General features: G+C 32.5%; 23 protein-coding genes. 10 read left to right on the forward strand and 13 right to left on the reverse strand.

Annotated elements, in window-relative coordinates:
• Positions 1 to 72 precede the first annotated feature (72 nt).
• The 8 genes from OEW74_RS09585 (at position 73) to OEW74_RS09620 (ending at position 10,968) form a co-directional block, all read left to right on the forward strand.
• On the forward strand, positions 73 to 720 hold the full coding sequence (locus tag OEW74_RS09585; protein ID WP_265428263.1) for a helix-turn-helix domain-containing protein: 648 nt from the start codon (positions 73 to 75) through the stop codon (positions 718 to 720).
• Between the two features lie 797 nt (positions 721 to 1,517).
• On the forward strand, positions 1,518 to 2,432 hold the full coding sequence (locus tag OEW74_RS09590; protein WP_265428264.1) for a hypothetical protein: 915 nt from the start codon (positions 1,518 to 1,520) through the stop codon (positions 2,430 to 2,432).
• On the forward strand, positions 2,378 to 5,665 hold the full coding sequence (locus tag OEW74_RS09595; protein ID WP_265428265.1) for a hypothetical protein: 3,288 nt from the start codon (positions 2,378 to 2,380) through the stop codon (positions 5,663 to 5,665). Before OEW74_RS09590 ends, OEW74_RS09595 begins: the two co-directional genes overlap by 55 nt.
• Before the next feature lie 131 nt (positions 5,666 to 5,796).
• Entirely contained in the window at positions 5,797 to 6,303 is a 507-nt protein-coding gene (locus OEW74_RS09600; RefSeq protein WP_265428266.1) for a hypothetical protein, read from the forward strand.
• 218 nt (positions 6,304 to 6,521) lie between these two features.
• Positions 6,522 to 8,924: an alpha/beta hydrolase family protein gene (locus tag OEW74_RS09605; RefSeq protein ID WP_265428267.1), complete on the forward strand. Its 2,403-nt coding sequence runs from the start codon at positions 6,522 to 6,524 to the stop codon at positions 8,922 to 8,924.
• A 151-nt stretch (positions 8,925 to 9,075) separates the two neighbouring features.
• Entirely contained in the window at positions 9,076 to 9,651 is a 576-nt protein-coding gene (locus OEW74_RS09610) for a Crp/Fnr family transcriptional regulator (RefSeq protein WP_074229005.1), read from the forward strand.
• Positions 9,652 to 9,702: 51 nt separating this feature from the next.
• Positions 9,703 to 10,206, forward strand: coding sequence for a GNAT family N-acetyltransferase (locus OEW74_RS09615; protein WP_265428268.1), 504 nt, complete (start codon positions 9,703 to 9,705; stop codon positions 10,204 to 10,206).
• Positions 10,207 to 10,251: 45 nt separating this feature from the next.
• Positions 10,252 to 10,968 (forward strand): hypothetical protein, encoded by a 717-nt coding sequence (locus tag OEW74_RS09620; RefSeq protein ID WP_265428269.1) that lies wholly within the window; start codon positions 10,252 to 10,254, stop codon positions 10,966 to 10,968.
• 228 nt (positions 10,969 to 11,196) lie between these two features.
• On the opposite strand, the gene OEW74_RS09625 is transcribed toward OEW74_RS09620, so the two are convergent.
• The 11 genes from OEW74_RS09625 to OEW74_RS09675 form a co-directional block, all read right to left on the reverse strand.
• A complete protein-coding gene (locus tag OEW74_RS09625) occupies positions 11,197 to 11,715 on the reverse strand; it encodes a GNAT family N-acetyltransferase (protein ID WP_265428270.1) in 519 nt (172 codons plus the stop codon).
• A gap of 3 nt (positions 11,716 to 11,718) precedes the next feature.
• On the reverse strand, positions 11,719 to 12,231 hold the full coding sequence (locus OEW74_RS09630; RefSeq protein WP_265428271.1) for a GNAT family N-acetyltransferase: 513 nt from the start codon (positions 12,229 to 12,231) through the stop codon (positions 11,719 to 11,721).
• Between the two features lie 8 nt (positions 12,232 to 12,239).
• A complete protein-coding gene (locus tag OEW74_RS09635) occupies positions 12,240 to 12,770 on the reverse strand; it encodes a hypothetical protein (protein WP_265428272.1) in 531 nt (176 codons plus the stop codon).
• Positions 12,771 to 12,772: 2 nt separating this feature from the next.
• Positions 12,773 to 14,137, reverse strand: coding sequence for an MATE family efflux transporter (locus OEW74_RS09640; RefSeq protein ID WP_265428273.1), 1,365 nt, complete (start codon positions 14,135 to 14,137; stop codon positions 12,773 to 12,775).
• A 69-nt stretch (positions 14,138 to 14,206) separates the two neighbouring features.
• Positions 14,207 to 15,391 carry a sigma-54-dependent transcriptional regulator gene (locus tag OEW74_RS09645; RefSeq protein WP_265428274.1) on the reverse strand — a complete coding sequence of 395 codons (1,185 nt, stop codon included), beginning with the start codon at positions 15,389 to 15,391 and terminating at the stop codon, positions 14,207 to 14,209.
• Between the two features lie 56 nt (positions 15,392 to 15,447).
• Positions 15,448 to 16,107, reverse strand: coding sequence for a YggS family pyridoxal phosphate-dependent enzyme (locus OEW74_RS09650; protein WP_265428275.1), 660 nt, complete (start codon positions 16,105 to 16,107; stop codon positions 15,448 to 15,450).
• Positions 16,108 to 16,535: 428 nt separating this feature from the next.
• Positions 16,536 to 17,399 (reverse strand): polysaccharide deacetylase family protein, encoded by an 864-nt coding sequence (locus OEW74_RS09655; RefSeq protein WP_265428276.1) that lies wholly within the window; start codon positions 17,397 to 17,399, stop codon positions 16,536 to 16,538.
• Positions 17,400 to 17,513: 114 nt separating this feature from the next.
• Positions 17,514 to 18,245 carry a DUF72 domain-containing protein gene (locus tag OEW74_RS09660; RefSeq protein ID WP_265428277.1) on the reverse strand — a complete coding sequence of 244 codons (732 nt, stop codon included), beginning with the start codon at positions 18,243 to 18,245 and terminating at the stop codon, positions 17,514 to 17,516.
• Positions 18,246 to 18,321: 76 nt separating this feature from the next.
• Positions 18,322 to 21,063 carry a heavy metal translocating P-type ATPase gene (locus OEW74_RS09665; RefSeq protein WP_265428278.1) on the reverse strand — a complete coding sequence of 914 codons (2,742 nt, stop codon included), beginning with the start codon at positions 21,061 to 21,063 and terminating at the stop codon, positions 18,322 to 18,324.
• Positions 21,064 to 21,281: 218 nt separating this feature from the next.
• Positions 21,282 to 21,842 carry a helix-turn-helix domain-containing protein gene (locus OEW74_RS09670; RefSeq protein WP_265428279.1) on the reverse strand — a complete coding sequence of 187 codons (561 nt, stop codon included), beginning with the start codon at positions 21,840 to 21,842 and terminating at the stop codon, positions 21,282 to 21,284.
• A complete protein-coding gene (locus OEW74_RS09675; RefSeq protein WP_265428280.1) occupies positions 21,839 to 22,234 on the reverse strand; it encodes an acyl-CoA thioesterase in 396 nt (131 codons plus the stop codon). Before OEW74_RS09675 ends, OEW74_RS09670 begins: the two co-directional genes overlap by 4 nt.
• 257 nt (positions 22,235 to 22,491) lie before the next feature.
• Between OEW74_RS09675 and OEW74_RS09680 the strand changes: the two genes are divergently transcribed.
• Positions 22,492 to 22,866 carry an RNA recognition motif domain-containing protein gene (locus tag OEW74_RS09680; protein ID WP_265428281.1) on the forward strand — a complete coding sequence of 125 codons (375 nt, stop codon included), beginning with the start codon at positions 22,492 to 22,494 and terminating at the stop codon, positions 22,864 to 22,866.
• 114 nt (positions 22,867 to 22,980) lie between these two features.
• Here OEW74_RS09680 and OEW74_RS09685 read toward each other — a convergent pair whose 3' ends face one another.
• Together OEW74_RS09685 and OEW74_RS09690 are read right to left on the reverse strand one after the other, a co-directional pair.
• Positions 22,981 to 23,454 (reverse strand): BlaI/MecI/CopY family transcriptional regulator, encoded by a 474-nt coding sequence (locus OEW74_RS09685; RefSeq protein WP_204534471.1) that lies wholly within the window; start codon positions 23,452 to 23,454, stop codon positions 22,981 to 22,983.
• A gap of 9 nt (positions 23,455 to 23,463) precedes the next feature.
• Positions 23,464 to 24,066: a phosphatase PAP2 family protein gene (locus OEW74_RS09690; RefSeq protein WP_265428282.1), complete on the reverse strand. Its 603-nt coding sequence runs from the start codon at positions 24,064 to 24,066 to the stop codon at positions 23,464 to 23,466.
• A gap of 126 nt (positions 24,067 to 24,192) precedes the next feature.
• Here OEW74_RS09690 and pdhA point away from each other — a divergent pair, with 126 nt between their 5' ends.
• On the forward strand, positions 24,193 to 25,194 hold the full coding sequence (pdhA, locus tag OEW74_RS09695) for a pyruvate dehydrogenase (acetyl-transferring) E1 component subunit alpha (protein ID WP_139423529.1): 1,002 nt from the start codon (positions 24,193 to 24,195) through the stop codon (positions 25,192 to 25,194).
• The last annotated feature ends 43 nt before the right edge of the window (positions 25,195 to 25,237 follow it).

Raw genomic sequence — 25,237 nt, forward strand, 5'->3', positions numbered from 1 at the left:
TATTCAATAGATGATAATGATAAAAAATCTGAATTATTTAAAGAATATTCTCAAGTTCAGGATAGTATAAATTTGCAGTATAAGAATACAATCGCTTTAAACAGTTCTCAACAAAGTAAAAATCTTTCTCAGCAAAAAGAAATAAAAACTTATTTCATTATTGCTAGTTTAATATTACTTATATTAATATTGATCATTATTGTATTATATAGAAGAAGGCAAAGAGTATTATATAAAAATTTCAAAGAAATATTAGATAAATACGAAAAAACAGAAGCTTTTGCAGATAAAACAGCTTCAGAAATTTCTACTGAGAGCAGTATAGATACTCATTCGGAGAAAAACAAATTAATTTCTGAGGAGAAAGAGAAAGTTCTTTTAGAAAAACTTGAAGATTTTGAAAATGGTACCGAATTTACAGCGCATGGTTTTACTTTAAAAAACCTTAATGTTATTTTAGATACCAATAGCAAATACACCAATTATATCATAAAAACGTACAGAGAAAAAAGTTTTAATGATTATATAAATGGGCTGAAGATAAAATTTATTATAAGGCATCTACGAGAAAACCCGGAGCATTTAAAATATAAAATTAACTATCTATCTGATCTAAGTGGTTTTACAACACATAGTCATTTTACAAAAGTTTTTACCAACGAAACACAAATTTCTCCTTCGAAATTTATTTCAATGCTCAAAAAAGAAAATTTTAATTGATATTTTTAAAGTATTGATTATTAGGTGTTTGAATTTTATTTTGTAGCAAAATTCTGGAATTTTGCTATACAAAAGTTAGGTTTATAGATATTTTCGAATCTATATTTGCAATGTTAAAAAACAAAACACAATTTTAAAATAAAACACAAAAAAACACAAATGATGAAAATTAAAATTCCTTTTATAGGCAGCTTATTTTTTCCCGTTGCTTATACTCATTGCCAGATTTTATTTTTAATTAACTAACAATTTAAAGATTTTTATTGTTAGTCGAACTCTTTGGTATAAAAAAAATAATTCTAATGATTTCAAAATCACACAAGAATTTCTATAGTTTATACAAAAGAAGCGATTACGATTCTAAAAAAAAATGATGAAAAAAAATTTATTTAAAACTTATTGTTCCCAACAGTAATGAAAGAGTATTAAAAACAAAGTTTAAAAAAACAAATGAGTAGAAAAATTATTAGAAGCAACTTTCATCGGCTGTGTAACATACGTTATACAGCCAGATGAAAATTGAGGTTCTAAAGCAATTATAGACGTCGTGGAAAAAATTTAGCCAGAGCTAAATAAGAAAGATATAGCTTAAAAATATAGAAGAACAATTTTATTGTTCTTGTAAAAGATTAAAGTTTTTCATCGTCTGTATTTTATTGTTCATTTTAATTCAAAATAATGTATTGATTAGGAAAATGAGCAAAAGATATTTAACACACACACTGAATAGTCGAAAAGTTTAAAATCATGAAAAAAAATTTTATTTATTTTGCTATTTGTATATTTTTATATTTTTATTGAATATTCAAATAGTCTTTGGGCAGTCATTTGTAGTTAATTTTCCCGCATTTAGCAATGCGCCGACTGCAAATCCAAGAAGTTTAACGGTTGCTGGTGAAAGTTCTTTACTCCAGGTTCAGTTAGATGTATCTACATCTTCAACTGCAGGAGCAGATGTTGTCATTCAGTTACCAACTGGTGTTGAATATGTATCGGGATCGGTTGCTTTAGTCAGCACAAATGCTAATTTAACGATTACCGAAAACGGAGGTACAGCAAATGCGCCTCAGTTTAAAATTGGACCTAATAATCTTACTGCAGGAAACAGAATTGTTTTTACGATTGAGCGAAAAGCAAACTGTGCTGCAAGAAGCTACATTTTGGGAGGAGGAACTTTTAAAGATTCTGTTTCTGCAACCATTGGAGGAAATACAACTACCGAAAATTCATCTTCATATCAGGTTGTTTATCCTGTGTTTAGTCTTATTCAGCCAGCAAACCAATCTAATGCAGTTGTTGGGGGGAATTACACAAGAACATTTACAATTAGCAATGGAGGAAATGGTTGCTCAACTAGCGTTTATTTTTCTGTAGACCATACCTCAAACGGTATTGAACTGAATGATACGGATGGAGCTGGCCCTGCAACAGGTATTGCGATAACTTCTATAAATGGAGTATCATTAACAACGCCTATTCATTTAACACCCATATCTACTTCAGGAAGTGTTAAAAATTATATGATTCCTGCTGCAAATCTTCCAGGTGGAGACTTCTGCAATGGAGAGAGTATTGAGATTACCGAATCTTATAAATTAAAATCATGTAATGCTGTAACCAATTATGTGGCTGGTTGGGGAACTTCTGCTACAAATTTATGCCAACAAGTGAATGGTACAGGTTCTCTCCGGGAACAGCTACAACTTCGGTAAAGAGAACAACTTCTATTTTATCAGGAGCAAACAGCCAATTAATAGATAAATCTTATGCTCCAGCCAATGTATATAATAATATTCCATTTACAGCAAGATATTCTATGGGATATTACAGATATGAAGATAATTTGGATAACTTAAATACAAGACATGTATATGAAATTACTTTACCTGCCGGTGTTAGTTTAGTTGGTGCGCCAAGTTCTGTTATTTGGCATGCGGGTCAGTACCCAGACAATGCCACGATTACTACATATACAGCAAACGTAGTTCAGGTTGGAAATGTTGTTACAATAACTTCTAATACAAATTTATTTGGATGGTTTGAGCTTGATATGGTATATGATTGTTCAGCTGGGCCAGGTGGTAATGTTAGTATTCCTTATAAGGTTAAAAAAATTCAAAATATCAACTTCCCAAATTGTAGCTGTAACACTGAAGCTTTCTGTGACGATTTGGTTTTAGGAAAAGTAGTATGTCCTGCAAATTGTTCTACGGGAGGTCCTTCTGTAAGCTTTGTGAAAGTAGAGAGAGAAGATAACTCATTAGGGTGGACGGACAATACTTTAAGCACACATCAGTCAAGAAGTGCTATTTCATCTTATGATTTAGCGAAAGCACTGAATTTGGATGAGTTTTTTGTTGATACCAATGGTACTCAAAATATCTCAGTGGGTGATGGGGCTGCAAACAACTTGTATGTGTACCTTTCTATTGCTAAATTTGTTACAGGTGCGGCTGATAAAATTAAGGCAAAAAGTATTGATGTTACCATTAAAAGAGGATCCACTATACTTGTAAATAATGTTACTTTAAATGCTAGTGCTTCTACCTATTCAGGTGCAGAATCTAATACGACACAACAAGTAGCAGTCTGGAATTTAACCTCAATTCTTCCTGCTGGTGGATTGTTACAGGATGATATCATTGAGACGAGAGCACATTATACAGTAGAAGCTGGAGATGGAATTTTCTTAACATACGATCAACAAACTGGGAAAGAAGCATATCTCTACAATTTAGATACAAACAATGTTAAAAAATATTGTTCAACTCTTATTCCGGAGATGTATTTAGTATCTTCCATTTTTAGAGATCAGAATAATGTGGGATCATCACTTTCAAGCCAAGCATGTAATGCTTTTAACCCAGGTGGATCTAGTAATTCTATTGCAAGAAGATTTCATGCCGCAGGAACTAAATTTTTAGACGAAGTAAGACCGGGGATTTTACCTAAAACATATACAGTTACTGTTGATCCAACATACAAGGTGAATTCTATTACTTTGATTAATTATGATGTTTCAGGACCAAATGTTGTTTTAACACCCACATCTGTTGTTGGAAATACATATACATTTAATTTAGAACCTCGTACCTATCCAATAGTGGTTTCAAATAATTATAATTTAGCAATTCAGGTTAATGTTTCTCCATCATGTGCTACGCCGGCTTCAGTTGTTGGTTTAGTAAGTAAATTGGAATATTTAGATTATTATTATCATTATAAAGATATCACACCACAACCAGCGTTGTCGGTTGCAGACAAAAGTTTAACACTTACTTATGATACAGCAACACGTCCCGCAATTACGATTACGAACCAATCAGGAACAATTCAAGCATCAAAATCTACTGAAAGCTATGTGATAAGAATGTCTTCAACAGGAACTTCAACAGCTCCTTATACTTGGCTTGCAATTCCTACAACGGCGGGTGTTAATGTAACGCAATTGGTGGATATAAGTACAAATACTGTTCTTACTCCAATTACATATTCAGGTGGAAAATGGTTTAAAATAAGTACTGCAGGATTAGCTTCAGGTACTTTCAAAGATTATCGTTTAGATTTTAAATATACTACTTGTAACCCAACAACATTTGTAGTTGAAGGAGGTTGGAACTGTGCAGAATATCCTTCAGATCCTAGTACGTATATGTGTGGTAAAAGTGCACTTAGTTTGAGTTTTACACCACAAAATGGGGAAGTTCAGATTTTAACGGCTCAGCAACCAACTGCACCTAGCGATCTTTGTACGCCTATTAATTATGAGTTCCGTGTAAATTCAGCAAATGCGGGTAACTTAATAGATAACACCTTTACAATAAATCCGCCTACTGGTTTATCAATTGTTCCAGGAACATTACTGGTTGAATATCCTGTAGGGGCAGGAAATTGGCAAGCTGTTACTACTACAACATCTGGGGTAAATACCATTTTAGATTTGACGACGCATCCTAATTATCCGGCGCAAGGTCTTCCAGGAACTTTAAATGATCAGGGAAATGCCAATAACAGAATGATTGGAATTAAATTTCAAGCGACAACATCTTGTAATTTTGTAGTGGGATCAAATGTTTTTGTTTCTACAAATGCCAATAAAACTTGTGGAGCAGCAGCGGTAGGTAACGGAATTGTTCAGTCATCTAATGCAATACAAATCAATGGAGCAGATCCTTCATATAAAGTAGCAACTGAAGTTACAACTCCAAATGGTTTCGGAAGCTGTACTGTACCTGTGACGATTAATTTTAAGAATACTATAATTACTTCAGGAACAACTACTTCTACTGGATATATGAAAGTTTATGTTCCTACAGGATATTCTTATGCTTCCAACACATTTGCATGTACATCAGCTCAATGTCCAACTTTTGACGGTGTTTATACTGATAGTAATAACCTTCAATATGTAAAATTGAATATTCCTGGAGGTCTTACAACGAGTACAGAATTAAACTTTACATTAACTTTTAATCCTATTTCTAATACCATAGCAAGTGGAGCTTACAGTTTTGATGTCATTAGTGAAGATCAAGTGTCTGGATTAACTTGTTCTACCGCTCCGGGAGGAACATGCTCTAGTGTAGTTGTTCAAACAGGAAAAACAACGTATAACTATTCTTTAGCTTGTGTTTGTTATCAAGCTCCGGCAACAGGAACTGGTAACTATTCAGCAAAGTTTGGTATCACTTTATTGAAAAGAGCAGGAGCAGAAAATGGTAATTGGCCGATGAATAGAAATTCTGCACACGCAGTATTAGAATCCAATACCAAAGGTTTTGTAATTTCTAGATTAACAACAGTACAATTATCACAAATTACAAATCCAATAGATGGGATGATGGTTTATGACACCACAGATAAGTGTTTAAAAATTTATACTGTTGATGAAACAACTCCGGCAAATACAGGATGGAAATGTTATACAACACCTGCATGTCCGTAACGATCATAAACTAAAAAGAAATTTTATTTTAAATGTTTGATCAAATTCATAATAAATAAAAAATGAAAAATAGTATTAAAATTATAGCGACCGTTCTTCTCACTTCAAGCTCTCTGGCGTATAGCCAAATTGTGATAGGAGGAGAAACCGGTAGTGCAGGAAACAATACAACATCTGTTCTATTAGACTTTCCTAAGGGAGAAAACAAAGGAATAATTGTTCCTTATGTTACGACATTACCAACAACAGCGCCAACACGAGTAGAAGGAACAATTGTATTAGATGCGTCTTCTACAGGAGGGAGTAGAGTTAAATTTTATAATGGCATTACAACAACAACAGGAGCTGATGGATGGTTTGATCTAAGCGGCCAAGATGGAAATGTTTCAGTAGAATTAACACAGCAACCCCTTAATATAAACGAAGCTGATTCAAAAGTAATTATTGGAGCAGACACAAGCTCAGCAGACGGCGCTTTGGTATTAGAAAGTACAAATAAAGCAATGGTTTTACCTATTGTTTCTGATGTGCAAAATATTCCAAATCCTAGTCCCGGAATGTTAGTCTACGTAAATAAACAAGGATCTAAGAGACTTGCTGTTTACAATGGTAATAAATGGAGTTTTTGGAAACCATAGAAAGAAAACTACAATATCATTGATTAATGATAATGTAGACAATAATTTAGATTAAAATAATTACAAATTTTTATTTGTTTTTTCATATGTGTTTGATAGCCACTTTTTTTAAGTGGCTATTTTTTTAGATTTTACTAAAGCATAAACAATTTCTAAAAAAGAGATAGATTTTTTTTGATTAGAAACTTTCATTAAATTCGTGAAAAATCAAAAAGATAATGAAGATCAAATTGACCATCTGTCTTCTTGCGTTTCTTAATTTTTATGAAGCCCAGGAAAATATTTCGTATCAGAAACCGTCTGCAGAAATTTTAAAGCTTGCAGATTACGACCGACCGCCAAGTGTTTTAACCAATTCTAAAAAAGACTGGGTTGTTTTTGTGTATCGACCAACGTATAAAACATTAGACGACCTCAATCAGCAGGAAATGAAATTGGGAGGATTAAGAATTAATCCGGTAACCAATATTTCGAGTACCATAACGTATTCTAATAATCTTAAAGTTCGTAAAATGAACGATAAAACGGAGGTTCAGGTAAAAGGTCTTCCGCAAAATCCGAAAATAACCAATACTTCTTTTTCTCCGGATGAAAAGAAATTAGCATTTACCAATACTACAGATAAAGGAGTTGAGCTTTGGATCGTTGATCTTGAAACGGCAACAGCAAAAAAAATCACCAAAGATAATCTTAATGCCAATTTGGGAAATCCGTACAGCTGGATGAAAGATTCTCAGAGCTTCTTGATTAAAATTCTTCCCGAAAACAGACCTAAACTAACAGATTCTTCGAAAGATCTTCCAACAGGACCTATTGTTTCAACAGCCGATGGAAAAGTTTCTCAAAATAGAACCTACCAAGATTTGCTTAAAAACCCTCAGGATGAAAAGAATTTTGAAATTCTTACCGCTTCTGAGTTATATAATATAGATTTAAACGGAAATTTAAAAAAGATAAAAGATCAGGATTTATATTCCGGAATAAGCTATTCTCCCGATGGAAATTATCTGATGCTTACGACGATTAAAAAGCCTTTTTCATACATCGTTCCACTGAACAGATTTCCTATGACAACCACGGTTTATGATTCAAAAGGAAATGCCGTAAAAGTGGTGAATGAAGTTCCTTTAAATGAAATTATGCCGAAAGGTTTTTCATCTGTAAGAACAGGAAAAAGAGATATGGGTTGGAGAGCCGATCAACCTGCAACTTTGGTATATGCCGAAGCTTTGGATGGTGGAGATCAGTCGAAAGCTGTTGATTTCAGAGATGAGGTTTTCACTTGGGAAGCTCCGTTTACAACGCAACCAAAATCTTTCTTTAAAACAAAACAAAGATACAGTGGCGTAAGCTGGACAAACAACCATTATGCTATTGTTTCTGAAGGTTGGTACGATACAAGAAACACAAAATCTTATTTAGTTGATCTAAATACAGGTAAATCTGAAGTAATAGAAGATAGAAATTACCAGGATGTTTACAGTGACCCCGGAAGTTTTAACACCACAAAAAATGACTTCGGAAGATACGTTATCGATATGAAAGGGGAGAGAGCTTATCTGATCGGTGATGGCTTCACAAAAGACGGTCAACATCCTTTCATCGATGAAATGGATATGAAATCTCTGAAAAAGAAAAGACTTTACACTTCAAACCTTAAAAATGCCAAAGAGGAAATCATCGATATTATCAATCCGTCAAAAGGAGAGGTGTTGACGATCCAACAGTCGGCAAGTCAATATCCGAATTATTTTAAGAAAAATATTAAATCTAATAAAACGGAAGCAGTAACTAATTTTGCCAATCCTTTTGAAAGCATTAAAGATGTTTACAAAGAAGTAATTACCTACAAAAGAAACGACGGAGTTACTTTGACAGGAACGCTTTATTTACCGGCAAACTACGACAGAAAAGCTAAAAAAGAAAAACTTCCGTTATTGATTTGGGCTTATCCTACAGAATATAAAGACAAAAATACAGCCGGACAAAATACTCAAAATCCAAACGATTTTACCTTCCCATATTACGGTTCTTTTGTGTATTGGACGGCAAAAGGATATGCTGTACTTGATGACGCTGCATTCCCAATTATCGGAGAAGGAAAAACAGAACCAAATGATACTTTCATCCCACAACTAGTTGCCAATGGAAAAGCTGCAATTGATGCGGTAGATCAATTAGGATATATCGACAGAACAAAAGTTGCCGTTGGAGGACATTCTTACGGAGCTTTTATGACAGCGAATCTTTTAACGCATTCTAAAGATTATGCGTGCGGAATTGCAAGAAGTGGAGCTTATAACAGAACGTTGACCCCTTTTGGTTTCCAAAGTGAGCAGAGAAATTATTGGGATGTTCCGGAAATTTACAACAAAATGTCACCATTTATGAATGCTGATAAAATGAAAACACCCATGTTATTGGTTCATGGTGATGCCGATAATAATCCGGGAACTTTTACCTTACAGACCGAAAGATATTTTCAGGCTTTGAAAAATCTCGGAGCTCCAGTGAAAATGGTTCTTCTTCCTAAAGAATCTCACGGTTACGCTGCCAAAGAAAATATTCTGCATTTGCTTTGGGAACAAGATCAGTTCCTGGAAAAATGTTTGAAGAAATAATTATATTTAAAACTCGTTCTTTAGAGCGAGTTTTTTTATGGATTTAATTTAAATAATTCATTTTCTATTCATTTTAGTTTTTGTAATTTTCTGCGCATAAAAATGAGTATAAATAATAGATCCCGAAAGGAATCTGTCTGAAATAAAAATAATGTTAAGAACGAACCAACCATTTCTAAATTATCTTGAGATACTTTTCCATAACCAGGAACATAAAGGAAATATTATTTTAGAATCTTTTGAAAAAGACGAAAAATTATTGACGCAAGGCGAAGTTTCCGACAAAATAATGCTTATTAAAAGCGGAATTACCAAATGCTTTTTTACAGAAGAAAGCGATGAGGAATACATCGTTGAGTTTTTAGGAAAAGGAGAAATTCTTGGGGAGATTGAGATGATGAAGAATGTTCCGTGTATTTGCAGTATCGAAGCGATTACTGAGGTTACTGTATTTACGATAACGATTCCGTATTTCCAATCTTTGATTAAAAGTGATCTAAATTTAAACAATTTACTGTTAGATGTCTTTGCAGAACGTATTGCAAACACCTCAAACCGATCTTCTTATCAGCAACTTCATGCTACAGAACATACGTTGTCTCAGCTTTTAGATTTAAAAGCTAAAGAAATGAAAATTTCAAAAGAAGATATGGCTTCCTATTTGGGAACAACTGTAAAAAGTCTTACCAAAGCCATAAAAGATTATGAAAAGAAAAAGAAGGTGTAATAAAGTTTCCAATTAAATCTTCCGGTATCTTTGTAGAAATTTCGTTATAAAATGAATGACCTGAAGTTCAGAGATGCAAAATTAGAAGATTTAGAAAATATTGTCGAAATCTACAACTCAACCATAGAATCAAGAATGATCACTGCAGATACAGAAACTATTTCTGTGGAAAGCCGTCATCAATGGTTTTATGAACATAATCCAGAAAGAAGACCGCTCTGGGTAATTGAAGATTCTGAAAATAAGATGGTGGGATGGGTAAGTTTTTCATCATTTTATGGAAGACCTGCTTACAACGGAACTGTTGAAATAAGCATCTATATGGATGAAAGCTTCCGAGGAAAAGGTTATGGTAAAAAAACTTTGCAGTACTGTATCGATAATGCCGGAAAATTTGGAGTAAAAACTTTATTGGGATTTATATTTTTGCACAACGAGCCGAGCATAAAACTCTTCAAGCATTTCGGGTTTGAAGATTGGGGAATTTTACCGAATGTCGCTGTTTTGGATGGAGTAGAGCGTAGTTTGAAAATATTAGGAAAGAGGATTGGTTAAGTTTTAAAATATAACTTCACTATTGTTATTATACAAGTATATCAAATGAAAAAAATAGTATTCTTTTTTATTTTTCCATTTTTAAGTTTTGCTCAATTATCTCCACAAGTGAATAGTTTATATCAGGAACTTTCTAAAAACGAAAGATATGAAGGGAAGTATATAGGTTTTGGAGGAGACGAAAGTAAAGTTTATAATGTTTTTCAAAAAATTGATTTATTGGCTTCAGATGATGAGATGGAGTATATTGCTTCCAATGGCAATACAATGGCTAAAGCTTACGCTGGAAAGGTTTTATTTGTTAGAAAATCAGATAAATTTTTAAAAATATATGATTTGTTTCTAAAAAATAATAACCAGATAAAAATTCTTTCAGGCTGTACAGGTTATGATTCTTTTCTTGCTAATGAAATATATCGAAGGGTTTTTGAAGAAAAAAATGTTATAAGTCAGGCTCAAGCTTTCAAAGAGTATAAAGACAGTATTTTAACCAGTAAAACTTTACCACAGGATTTTGATAAAGACATTTTAGAAGAATTTAAAACTGAAACTAAATGGAACAATTCAGAAATTGATTCTTTGCTTTTAAAAATGGAAAAAGCAATCTTGAAAGATGAAAATTCATTACAAAGTTTGGTTGAATTGGTTTGTGAATATAATTTTTATACAGAGCAGAAAAAACCATATTACAAAAATTTGCTATATTTCGAAAAGAAGTATAATTCTGAAATAATTAAACAATATATTGATTATTGTAAATGAAATCAATTTCTCAATATTGAGTTGATTAATGGTTTATTTTAAACTCCTCGAAAGGATTATACCAAAAGCTCCCGTCGATTTACACAAATCCACGGGAGCTTTTAGAGAAAGCAGGCTTGCTTTTTTAAAATGTACGCCTGCTTTTTAAAATTGCTTACTTAGCTTTTCTAAACTTCATTACAGGAAGCATTCTTTACGATTAATTTTGAATGAAAAGCTATTTGATAATTACAACTCTTTTCTCATCATCAAATCGGTCTGTTCTTCATCACCAAACTTAAAAATATGTTTATCAAATTCTTTAAAACCATTCTTTTTATAAAACTGAACGGCTCTGTGGTTTTCTTCCCAAACACCTAACCAAACGTATTGTAGATTTTTATTTTGTGCAATTTCCAATGCTTTATCATATAAGATCTGCCCAACTTTTTGACCATGATAGTCTTTTAAAACATAGATCCTTTCAATTTCAAGAGCATTTTTATCCTGTAATTCGGTTTGTGCATCTCCTGAATTGACCTTTAAATATCCTACAACATCACTAAGATAGATAGCAAAGAAAAATTCAGAATCTTTATTTTTAAGTTCTGACAGCAATTTTTCTTCAGAAAATTTATCGTTAAGATATTTTTCCATGTTTTCTGCACTGTTATAGGGCGAAAAGGTTTCGAAAAAAGTCTTTTTAGCGATGCGCTGAAGCTTTTCAAGGTCATCTATTTCAACTTTTGTAATGACAATATTTTCCATAGTTTATTCAATAATTTGATTTTCAATTTTATAAATTACACCTTCTTGCCCATCAAAATCGAAGCCTTTTTCATATTGAAGTCCGATTTTTTCTAAAACTTTTACAGATGCCGTATTTTCTTTAATCGCTCTTCCTACAATTGTTTTTAAATTTAATTTTTCAAAACCATAATCGATGCAGGCTTTTGCACTTTCGATAGCAAATCCCTGATTCCAGAAATGCTCAAAAAACCGAAAACCAATATCAATTTCATCCAATTTTTCATCATACTTTAATCCACACCAACCGATAAATTGTTGGGTCGATTTATTGATAACTGCCCATCTTCCATAGCCGTTTCTTTGATAATCAGAATAAGTTTCCAGAAAAGATTTAGCTTCATCAATATCTTTAAAAGCAGAATTTCCGGTATATTTTATAACGTTAGGATTTAAATTTAATTCATAAAAACTTTCTGCATCGCTGATATCAAATTCTCTAAGCAAAAGACGGTTGGTTTCTAATATTTTTTTCATTAAAAAAATTAAGATTTTGGATAAACAAAGTAAATTAAATCAATTCTCCATTTAACAAGGATATCAATAATTTGATTTAAATTTTTGTCTTTGTTTAAAAGAATAATTCCATTATAAATAGGATAATTGTTTATATCTAAATTAAATTTTCTTAAAGATTCATGGTTATCTGTTTTTGAAGTAATGAGATTTGCCAAAACAATTATCAAATCAATATTTAAATTGGGATTATCGAATTTGGAAAGATATTCTTTTGAAAAAGAATTAATAGTAGATTCAATGTAGTTTTCAAATGCTAGAATTGCTAATCGACAAATAGCTTCATATTCTTTTTTCTCATCCAAACTTTCCCACCAATCAATTGCTAGTTCTTCGTTATAAAGATTTTTGATAGCGTTATTAACTCCATCAATAATTATTTTTAATCTCGAAATGTTGAAATCACAATTTAAAGCACTATTTCTAATTTCATCAATTGTTAAGTCCATAATTATTTTTAGATCTAAATATAAAAAAAGCGATCCAAAGACCGCTTTCAATACTATATTTTGTTTGCTTTAATTCTTCGGGCAGACATATTGAGAAAACGTTTAACGAGCATAAATGCTGAAATTGTTAATCCTAATCCAAGTGCGATCCACATTCCGAAAGCACCCATTTCTAAGGTTACACAAAGAAAATATCCTAGAGGAATTGTAATTAACCAATACGCGATAAACGTAATAATTGACGGGATTTTTACATCTTGTAAACCTCTCAACATTCCTAAAGCTGTCACCTGAATTCCATCAGAAAGCTGGAATAATGCTGCAATAATCATTAGTTTTGAAGCTAACTGTAGAACTTCAACTTCTTCTGGTTTTGTGAAAAATGTAGGTAAAATATTTCTTCCTAAAATAAATATAACTCCACAAAAACACATAAAGAGAAATGCAATTTTTAAGTTGTTGATTCCTATTTTTCTTAATTCCACAAAATTTTGTTCACCCAATTTTCTACCAATCATAACCGTTGAAGCTACACTAAAACCAATACATAAATTAAAGGTAAATGATGCCATACTTAAGGCAATCTGGTGTGAAGCAATATCGTGAGATGAAATCAGTCCGCAGATAAACGCTGCTCCTGCAAAAGCCGTTACTTCAAAAAACATCTGTAATGCAGTAGGAAAGCCTAATCTTACCATTTTTTCGAACATTTTCTTAGAAAAAACCTGCATTTTTAATGAAAATTCTTTGATGTACCGTTTTGTTTTTGGCTCTTTCATTAAAACAAAATAAAGAAAGACCACCATAAAAATTCTGGCAATCAAACTTGCTAAAGCAGAACCTTTTACGCCCATTTCTGGGAAAATCCAAATTCCTTTGATGAAAACATAGTTTAAAACAATGTTGATTACGTTAGCAATAATCGTAGCTTTCGTCACACCAATTGTGTAAGATAATCCTTCAGAAACTTCTCTCAAAGTCTGAAATGCCATAAACGGAATAATGCTGATTGCCATAATCCATAAGAAATCTACGGTATCAGGAATAATTTTTGCCGGCTGACCTGAATGATAGAGTAGTGGTAATCCTAAAAATAAGATCAGCATCAGAATAATTCCGACTGAAATATTGATGATAAAACCGTGACTGAAAACAGAATTAATCGTTTTGTGATCATTTCTGGAATGTGCCTCAGAAACCAATGGCGGAATGGCAAAAGAAAAACCCAATGCTAAAACAAACATCGAGAAAAACACGGCATTTCCCAAAGATACCGACGCCAAAGCATCTGCTCCCAAGAGTTTTCCTACGATGATATTATCAAAAAGGTTGACAGATACCTGTCCCACCTGCGTAAGCATTACCGGAAGAGCCAGCGTTAAGGCTTCTTTCGTGTAATTTTTATTTAAAAAGCTCATAATAGTTCAAAAAAAATTTGCAGTATAGTTACTGCAAATTTTTATAATGTATTTTAATTAATAATTAAATTATTTTCTAACAAAACTTGCAACGTCCTCTTCGGAAACCGTAGCTCCTCCAAGAATAATTAATCTTTCCACAACATTTCTCAATTCTCTGATATTTCCTGTCCAGGAAAGGGCTTTTAATGCCTCAATCGCAGACTCATCAAATTTTTTCAAAGCAGTACCGTGCTCATCAGCAATCATTCCCGAAAAATGATTTACCAAAAGACTGATATCTTCTTTTCTGTCATCCAAAGGAGGTACATAGATCTCAATTACAGAAAGTCTGTGATACAAATCTTCTCTGAATCTTCCAGCTTCAATCTCTGTCTGCATATTTTTATTGGTTGCAGCCAAAACTCTTACATCAACTTTGATTTCTTTGTCGCTTCCTACAGGAGAAACTTTGCTTTCCTGTAATGCTCTCAACACTTTTGCCTGTGCAATTAAGCTCATATCACCAATCTCATCTAAGAAAATAGTTCCACCGTTTGCCTGCTCAAATTTCCCTTGCTTATCTTTGATAGCTCCTGTAAATGATCCTTTTACGTGACCAAAAAGTTCAGATTCAATCAATTCAGAAGGTATTGCTGCGCAGTTTACTTCTACCATTGGTCCTCTTGATCTTTCACTTAAATTGTGAATGGCATGAGCTACCAGTTCTTTTCCAGCTCCGTTGGGTCCGGTAATCAAAACTCTTGCATCAGAAACAGCTACTTTCTCGATCATTTCCTGAATTTTCTTTAAAGCCGCAGATTCACCAATCATTTGGTATTTCTTGTTGACTTTCTTTTTCAGGGTTTTATTTTCGGTCTGAAGATTTTTATTTTCTTTTTTTAATGTTTCTTTCACCAAAGCGTTTTTCACACTTGTAATCAATCGGTTGATATCAATTGGTTTAGAAATAAAATCGTATGCACCGTCCTTTAAGCAAGAAACCGCAGAATCGATGTCGGCATGCCCGGAAATCATAATAAAAGTAGTCTCGGGTTTTAGAGCTAAACTTTGCTTTAAAAGTTCAGTTCCGGAAAGTTTTGGCATTTTGATGTCTGAGATCACCAATGCGAAATCTTCTTTCTCTATTTGTTTATAGCCTTCTAAGCCATCGTCGGCAATGACAAATTCATAGTCAGTTAGTTCATCCGAAAGGATACTGTGAAGTACTCCGGAAATTGCTTTTTCGTCTTCTACAATAAGGATTTTTTGCATAGTTGCAAATTTAGGTATTTTTTGCATGAGTATTAGCAAATATCATTCCTAAATCTTTAGTTTGAATAATCTCTTCTTCCAAAAATTGCAGATCCTACACGTACAGAATTGGCACCGCATTCAATCGCAATTGGAAAGTCATCACTCATTCCCATTGATAATGTTTCCAGTTTTTTGATCTGACTTAGCTCATCAAACAGATTTTTTAAAAATGAAAATTCTTTTCTGATTTGATTTTCATCTTCAGTAAATGTTGCCATTCCCATTAAACCTGTGATTTCGATATTAGGGAAATTTCCATTAATAAATTTTTGAAATAAATCTTTTGCTTCAGAAATCTCAAGTCCGAATTTTGTGTCTTCTTCAGCGATTTTTACCTGAAGTAAAACTTTTATTTTACGGTTGTGTTTTCCGGCTTCTTTGTTGATTTCATTTAAAACCTTTTCAGAATCTACACTTTCAATGGTATCAACAAACTCTGCAATATATTTTACTTTATTGGTCTGAAGATGCCCGATGATATGCCATTGAATATCTTTCGGAAGGAGAGGGTATTTTTCAACCAATTCCTGAACTTTATTTTCACCAAAAACTTTTTGTCCCAAATCATAAACCTCCTGAATAGCAGAAGAAGGATGCGTTTTTGAAACGGCAACCAATTGTACATTTTCCGGAAGACGGCTTTTTATATCTCTGTAATTTTCCTGTATACTCATAATTGCAAATTTCTGAATTTTAAAATAAATTTTAAGGATTTAAAGATTTTTTTAAACCATTAAGGTTTTATTAAGGAGTTAAGAATATTAAGTTGAGCTTTGCTCTTTAAAAATCTATTTGATTTTTCTTAATGCTGCTTAACTTATTAAATTTCCTAATGGTTCAATTTTAAAAGTGATTATTAAAGTGTTTATAAAATCTGTATAATTTTCCTAAATACTCAGGACTGCAAATTTTTGAATTTTAAAAACAAAAACTATATTTTAAATATAAAATCCCACAGATTGCACAGATTTTCACGGATAATTGAGGAAAATATTTGTTATAAAAATGCCACGAATACACGAATCAATTATCCTTAATGACGTTTTAATTATAAAATTCGTGTATTCGTGGCAAAAAAATCAGTATATCTGTGGGAGAAATATTAATTTAAAATCTCATTGATCTTCGGATACGCCGAAACTTTTCTGAAAACAAATCGATTTGATTTCTGTAATTTTTCAATAAACAAATCCAGTTCATTAATTGAATCTGAATCGTTAAGATATTGATCGTGGGTAAGTAAAACCAAGTGTCTTGATGTTTTTTCAAGGTCATTAAAAAAGATGCTGTCTACTTTTTTAAGCATTTCCTGATGGTTTCCTTTAAGCTGCATTTTATTGGTCGGTTTCCATTCCAGATCCCAACCGATTACTTTATAACCTGCACTTTTTAGTCTGTCTGCAGCTGCAGAAGAACTTTTTATATCGGTAACATTAATATTATTCAGCCTCCAAATATTTCTTCCAGGTGTTCTTGCGATTTTTCCGGGAAGCTTTAAGCTGTCTTTGGCAATATTAAAATCATTAACTACCGCTTCAGGATTTTTGTAAAATTCTGAATATCTGTTGTGTGCATGAGTATGGCTGTGATTGGCAAGCTCAATTAAATGATCGATTCGCATTTTTTCGAGATCTTCTTTTTGCTTTTTACTGTCTGTTGCATGTTTTCCGACAAGAAAAGCTGTTGCACAAACGTTTCTTTTGTGTAATATTTTTAAAAGATTTTCGGTGCCGCGATTAGGACCATCGTCGAAGGTAAGGTAAATTACTCTTTTATCTGTGGGTACATTTTCATCATCTAATTGGGGGACTTTTGCGACGGGAGGCAGTTTGGCGAGAACTTTTTCTGTTTCTTTTTTTTCAGTTTTCTGATTGCATCCTGTAAATAGGGTTGATGTTACGGTTACCACTGTAATCATCCTTAGAAAAGTCTTGCCTACAGACTTTTCCGCAAAAGTTTTTTTCATAAAGATTAATGGAAATTAAGTTGTTAAAAATTGTTAAATTTTACAAATTTTAGTTAACAAAGATAATGCCAATTTTTATATAAATATCACTTTTTAAGGATTTTTTAATTAAAATTATTTGGCTAAATATTTTTTAAGCTGAATAGCATTTTTTACTGCTGCATTTCCCCAAGTGTTATTAAAAAAGATAAAGCCTTTTTTTCCTGATTTTAAGATGTTTTCACTCAAATATTTTATTTCATCTTCAAAATATTCAGATTTATAGAGGATTGGTTTTCCATGAAGACGATAATAGAATAGCTCTGAGTGATTGACAATAAAATCGTTAGGAAGATTGCCCGGAAAACTTACTCCCGAAAAGATTATATTTTTTGAATTTAAAATTTGATAAATCTCATCACGCCACCATGATTCATGACGAAATTCAATGACATTCAAATAATGAAAATCTAAATTATTTAAAATTAAATCTAGATTCTCATCTGTATTTTTAAAGGATGGAGGAAATTGGTATAAAAATCCTGAGAGTTTTTCATTTAAATTATTTTGAATGTGTAAGCAGAATTCTGAAATTTCTTCTTTACAATCTTTTAATCGTTTTTCATGAGAGATTATTTTAGGAATTTTAATGAAAAATCTAAAATTATCAGGAGTTTCGTCAGACCATTTTTGCAACGTTTTTGCAGTTGGCTTTCTGTAAAATGTAGAATTAATTTCTACAGCGTTGAATTCTTTTGAATATAAAATTAAAAAGTCTTTACTTTTGGCGTCTTCAGGGTACAACGAACCTTTCCAATCGTTGTTGTAGAAACCTGAACAGCCAATGTAAAAACTTTCTTTTTTCATATTTTTTATTTTTCTCGCAGATTTAGCGGATCGTGCAGATTTTCAACTAACTAACTTTGCGAGAATTATGTGAAGCTTATTTGATTTCCAAATCCACAGAATTCAGTCGTAATGAATTTAAAATCACCGATAAAGAACTAAGGCTCATTGCCGCTGCCGCAATCATTGGAGATAATAAAATTCCGAAAAATGGATACAACAATCCTGCCGCAACAGGAATTCCCAAAACATTGTATACAAAAGCAAAGAACAAGTTTTCTTTGATGTTTCTCAGGAGTTTTTCGCTTAAAATTTTTGCTTTTGCAATTCCTAAAATATCCCCTTTCAGTAAAGTAATTTCTGCAGTTTCTATAGCGACATCGGTTCCTGTTCCCATAGCAATTCCGATATTGGATTGTGCTAAAGCAGGAGAGTCGTTGATTCCGTCTCCGGTCATGGCTACGATTTTTCCCTGCTCTTGAAGTTTTTTTACTTCATTCAATTTATCTTCCGGAAGACAGCTGGCTTTGTAGTTTTTAATTCCTAATTCATCTGCAACAGCTTTTGCAGTATTTTCGTTGTCACCGGTCATCATAATTACTTCGATCCCTTCATTCATTAAATGCTGAACAGCTTTTCTGGAACTTTCTTTAATTTTATCACTGAAACTTACAAAACCTAAAGTCTTATTTTCCTGAGCAATATAGGAAAGGGTATGTGCTTTTGACTGAACTTCTTTAGCTTTTAATTTTAAATTTTCAGGAATTTGAATTCCATTGGAAACTAAAAGATTTTCGTTTCCTAAATAAACCGTTTCACCATTAATGATTCCTTTCACGCCTTTACCGGAAATATTTTCGAATTTTTCAACTTTTTCTGCTGAAATATTCTCAGTTTTTGCTTTTTTGATTACAGCACTTGATAAAGGATGTTCTGAATTTTGATTTAATGAATACGCTAGTTTTAAAATTAAATTTTCAGAAGAATTATTAATAGTTTCGATGTGTTCTAAAGATGGCTTTCCTTCGGTTAAAGTTCCTGTTTTATCTGTAATTAGGACGTTTACTTTGTGCATTAATTCAAGAGCTTCGGCGTTTTTTATAAGAATTCCATTTTTAGCACCTTTACCAATTCCTACCATCAAAGACATCGGAGTAGCCAATCCTAAAGCGCAAGGACAAGCGACAATAAGAACCGCAACTGCATTGATAAAAGCAAATAAAGTTTTCTGACCTTCAGGACCAAAAAATTGCCATAAAATAAAAGTAAGAACAGCAACTAAAATAACTGTCGGAACAAAAACTTTAGCCACTTTATCAGTCAGTTTTTGGATCGGAGCACGGCTTCTGCTTGCATCGTTCACCATTTTTATAATTTTCGAAAGCAAAGTTTCGTCACCTACTTTTTCTGCTTTCATCAGGAAAACCTGATTTCCGTTGATTGTTCCTGAAGTTACCAGATCATCAATGTTTTTTTCAACAGGAATCGGTTCTCCGGTGATCATACTTTCGTCAACTACAGAATTTCCTTCGATTATTTTTCCGTCAACAGGAATTTTTTCGCCTGGTTTTACTTTCAATATATCTCCAATTTCCACCTCAGAAAGCGGAACTCTTTTTTCTTCATTATTTACGATTAAATTGGCTTCATCAGGAGAAAGGTTCATCAATTCTTTGATGGCATTTCCTGTTTTTTTATGCGCTAAAGCTTCCATTAACTGGCCTAAAATAACCAAAGTCAGAATAACAGAAACTGCTTCAAAATATAATGGTGCTTTTTGATTGTGACCTTGTATCTCATGAGGAAGCAGATCTGGAAAAACTAAAGCAACAATGCTGAAAATAAAAGCTGCAGCAACACCTAAAGCAATTAAACTGAACATATTGAGATTCCATGTTTTAAATGAAACCCAACCTCTTTTCATAATAAACCATCCGGAATAAAATAAGACAGGAATGGTTAAAATCAATTCAAGAATCCCCTGAAGCTTGTGTGAAAAAGGAAAATCAATCAGCATTCCACCCATTGAAAGAATTAAAACAGGAATAGTGAACGCTAAAGAAATAATGAATTTTCTTTTTAAAATAAGATAAGTATCATCAGTTTCTTCTTCACCTTTTTCGGGATATTTTACCAGATCCATTCCGCAAACCGGGCAACCAACATTGCTATCGTAAGTTTTATCACCTTCACAAAACATCGGGCAGTAATATTTTCCTGCCATATCATCTGTAACTTTTGGGATTTCGTGTTGTTGATGATCATGATGATGGTGATGTGAATGGGAAGCTGAATTTTTAACCAGATCTTCAGTGATTTCTTCCAAATGCATGTGACAAACCGGGCAATCTGTTTTTTCTTCATACACTTTATCGCCTTCACAGAACATTAGACAATAAAAACTTCCGATATGGTCTTTGAAATTTTCAGGCAAGTTGTTAGAAGAATACGTCGGTTTATGATTAGGATCTTTTGCTAATTTTTCCTCAATCGGAACCAGGTACATATTGCAATCAGGACATCTTTTTCCCTGTTGAAAATATACTTTATCACCCTCACATTCCATCGGACAATAATAAACGGAAGAAGGCGAAACACGGTCTTGAGGTTTTACAAAAGTGTTTTCTGGTTTATTGGGATCTTCTAATTTGTAATTTCCAATTTCTGAAAGTGCTTTATTCAACTCATTCAGATTGATTTCTGCATCAGAATTGATATCAACAGAACTATCTTCAAGATTTACTTTAGCGGAAATCTTATCTAAACTATTTAGTTTTTCTGAAATTTTTTTCTGACAACCTGAGCAGGTCATTCCCAAAACTTTATATTGTTGATTCATAATTCTACTATTTTATGGTACAAATTTCCAAAATATAGAGAGAAGACTGTTATAGATTTAGGGATAATATTTACATTATTCTGGCAGATTGTGAGTTGGAGGGTTGGAGAGTTTTAGGGTTTTTAGAGTTGTGAGATTCTAAAATTCTGAAAATTGAATTAAAAAAAGTTCGAGAATTGATCTTAGGTTTAATAATAATTTCGTTCAGACTAAAACTCTCAAACCTGATCAAGTGGTTTTCTGTTATGAACTTTTAGTTTTTTAAATTCAGTAGGTGTAAATCCTGTAGTGTTTTTAAATTGGGATGACAAATGCTGTACGCTTTTGTAACCTAATTTTCCGGCAATTTCTGTTAAATTAAACTCATTATAAAGAAGCAATTCTTTTACTTTTTCAATTTTTTGAAGAATAAAAAACTGTTCAACTGTAATATTTTCATTTTGTGAAAAGGCTTTTGATAATGAACTATAATCTTTATGAAGTTTTACACTTAAAAATTTTGACAGTAAAAAGTTTTCATCAATATCAAGTTTTCCGATTTTAATAATGATTAAGTTTTTAATTTTATCGACCAATTGATGCGTTACATCTTTTATTCTTTCAAAACCTGTTTCCTTTAATCTATTTTCAATGAATTGAATGTCGGTTTTTGAAATTTCGTCTTCGGTTTCTACTTCGCCTAAACTAATTTGAGTAATCTTTATATTACGTTCGTTAAAAATATTTGAAACTGCAGCAATGCATCTTCCACAGACCATATTTTTTATGAAAATTTTCATAGCGAATTGTTGAGTCTGTCTTTCACAAATTCTACTTTTGTTTTTCCGTGCGGTGCAGGATTTCCGTTTTCATCGAGGTTTACCATTACAATTTTATCAACGGTGATGATGGTTTGATGAGTCATTTTATTTCTTACATCACATTTCAATGTAAGAGAAGTGGAGCCAAATGCTGAAACTTCAATTCCAATTTCGATAATATCGCCCTGTTTTGCTGAACTCACAAAATTTATTTCTGAAATAAACTTGGTAACTACTTTTTTGTTCTCCAGCTGAATCACTGCGTATAATGCGGCTTCTTCATCAATCCATTGTAATAGTTTTCCTCCAAATAATGATTGGTTGGGGTTTAGGTCTTCTGGTTTTACCCATTTTCGAGTATGATAATTCATTTTATAATTGTTTTCAGCACAAATTTAGTTTTAAAAAAAAGCTTTTCAAAAGATTATTTAATGAAAAATTCATCATTTTTTTGCGATATTATTACAAGTTTTTAATAGAAGTGAATTAAACCTTTAAAAAGTTTTGATTTGAAGTTTTTAATTGTATCTTGCACCTGTTTATATTTGGAATCAATATCATGTTCATTATTATGTTGCTTTTCTTTTATATACCAATTTTATATATTAATTTTTAATTTTTTTTTAAAATGAACATTTTTGTTTCAAACATCAATTACGCAACTAAAGAATATGAGTTGCACGATTTATTCGCAGAATTTGGCGATGTATCATCAGCTAAAATTGTAACAGACAGAGAGACTGGTCGTTCTAGAGGTTTCGGTTTTATCGAAATGGGTGACGAAGAAGGAACTCAAGCTATTGAGGCTCTTAACCAGAAAGAATTTAACGGAAAAATTCTTAACGTTTCTGAGGCTAAGCCAAGAGAAGAAAAACCAAGAAGAAGTTTTGATAATAACAGAAGCGGTGGTGGAAGTTATGGTAACAACCGTGGAGGTAACTCTGGAGGTAGTTACGGAAACAACAACCGTGGAGGTAACGGAGGCGGCGGAAGTCGTTGGTAAAAAATTGAAGCGGCTTTTAAGCCGCTTTTTTTATGTCTTTATTTTAAATTATTTGATGGATATTAATAACAATAGTTTTTATTTTACGAACAACTAAAAACCAACAACCATCAACTAATTTTCATTCTTTTTCTTCTTCTTTTTTTTATCCTTTCCTTTCTTGTCTTTTTTAGGATTTAAGATTTCTTCAGCATATTCCAGTTTAGGTTCTTTTACTTTTACAGGTTTCATTTCGATTTTCAGATCAAAATAAGTTCTAAGATCATTCTGTGAAATCAAATTTTCATTAAATAAAAATTCCAGAATTTCTTTTCCTGAATCATTAAAGAAATTATGTGAAAGCTCTTTCAATAAAAACTTTTTATAATCATCAAAAGGTACAATAACTGAGTATTTGAAAATTCTGCCTTCTTTTTCTGTAGACAAATAGCCTTTTTCAACCAATATTTTCAGGTAAGTTGAAACAGTATTTTGATGCGGTTTTGGTTCCGGATGTTGCTCCATAACATCCTTTAAATAAAAGCTTTGGAGCTTCCAGAATAGCTTCATTAAATTTTCTTCGGCAGAAGTAAGATGATTTATTTTCATAAAAAATTCTTAGTGTTGAAATTGAATATTGCAATAAAGATAAATAAAAGATACCAGAAAAGCTATTCCTGCGCCCATAAATACCTCTTTTACGGTGTGTCTTTTTAAAATAACCCTTGTAATTCCTACCAAAGCTGCAATTCCGAACCAAAAAATTCCCGCTTTCCAGTCGAATCCATAAAACAATGCAGCAACAAATATATTGAAGGCAGTATGCATCGAACTTTTAATATATAGATTACTGTATTGAAGCGCAAAAAGCAATATTAAAATAAAAAGCATGACAAAATCAAGAAAACCATTCATAACGTAATGGTAAATTTGATAAGCGATAATAAAGACTGCAATAAAAATATATAAAGATTTTCTCTGTACCCGGTTTGATACATCCATATTCGTATATCTGCCCGTTTTTACATTCCAAACCAACCAGGCAACTACAGGAATAATAACCATTAATAATATCGGAAGAAAATGAGAAGCTGCTTGTTTAAAGGTGTAATTCTGAAAACTTAAGTACACAAAATAAATAAACAGAGAAACCAAAGGATTGAAAAAGTCTGAGATAACTCTCGAAATAATATGCAGTGCCGAAGTCTTTTTTTCTTCCATAAATTAGTTTGAAATGTAAATATAACATTATAAGTAAAAAAACAATTGCTGTGCATATAATAAAAACGAAGTTTTTTTTATATTTTTGCTCAACTATTTCATAATAAATAAGCAAGAAGCTCGCACATGAAAGAATTTTCTAAAGAGATATACCTAAAGTGGTATGAAGATATGACAATGTGGAGAAGGTTTGAAGACAAATGCCGTTCTCTTTATCTAAAACAAAAAATCAGAGGTTTTTTACATTTGTACAACGGTCAGGAAGCTATTCCTGCAGGTTTTACGCATGCAATGGATTTAACTAAAGATAGTATGATCACTGCTTACAGATGTCACATTCATCCAATGGCAATGGGAGTAGATCCTAAAAGAATCATGGCAGAACTTTGTGGTAAAGCTACAGGTACTTCCGGAGGTATGGGTGGATCTATGCACATTTTCAGTAAAGAACACCGTTTTTACGGAGGTCACGGTATTGTAGGAGGTCAGATTCCTTTGGGAGCAGGTATTGCTTTTGCAGATAAATTTTTCGACAGAAAAGCAGTAAACATCTGTTTCTTCGGAGACGGTGCTGCAAGACAGGGATCTCTTCACGAAACTTTCAACATGGCAATGAACTGGAAACTTCCTGTAGTATTTGTTGTTGAAAACAATCAGTACGCAATGGGAACTTCTGTAAAAAGAACCGCTAATCACGAAGATATCTATAAACTAGGTTTAGGATACGAAATGCCGTGTCTTGCTGTAGATGCAATGGATCCTGAGAAAGTAGCTGAAGCTGCTTACGAAGCTATTGAAAGAGCAAGAAGAGGTGATGGACCTACTTTTATCGAAGCTAGAACTTACCGTTTCAGAGGACACTCAATGTCTGATGCAGAACCATACAGATCTAAAGAAGAAGTTGCTATTCATAAAAAAGATGATCCTATTGAATTGATCAAAGAGAGAATCTTGGCAAACAATTGGGCAACAGAAGAAGAATTGGAAACTTTGGACAACAAATCAAGAGATTTTGTAGAAGAATGTATCGAGTTTATGGAAAACTCTCCATATCCTGATGCAGAAAAAGTTTATGAGTATGTTTATGCTCAAGAAAACTATCCGTTCTTAGATAAATTAGAAAATTAAAAAATAATAATTAATTTGATATTCGAATTTGAGTTTCCCTAAT

This window comes from Chryseobacterium sp. YIM B08800 (assembly GCF_026163565.1).
Lineage (GTDB): Bacteria > Bacteroidota > Bacteroidia > Flavobacteriales > Weeksellaceae > Chryseobacterium.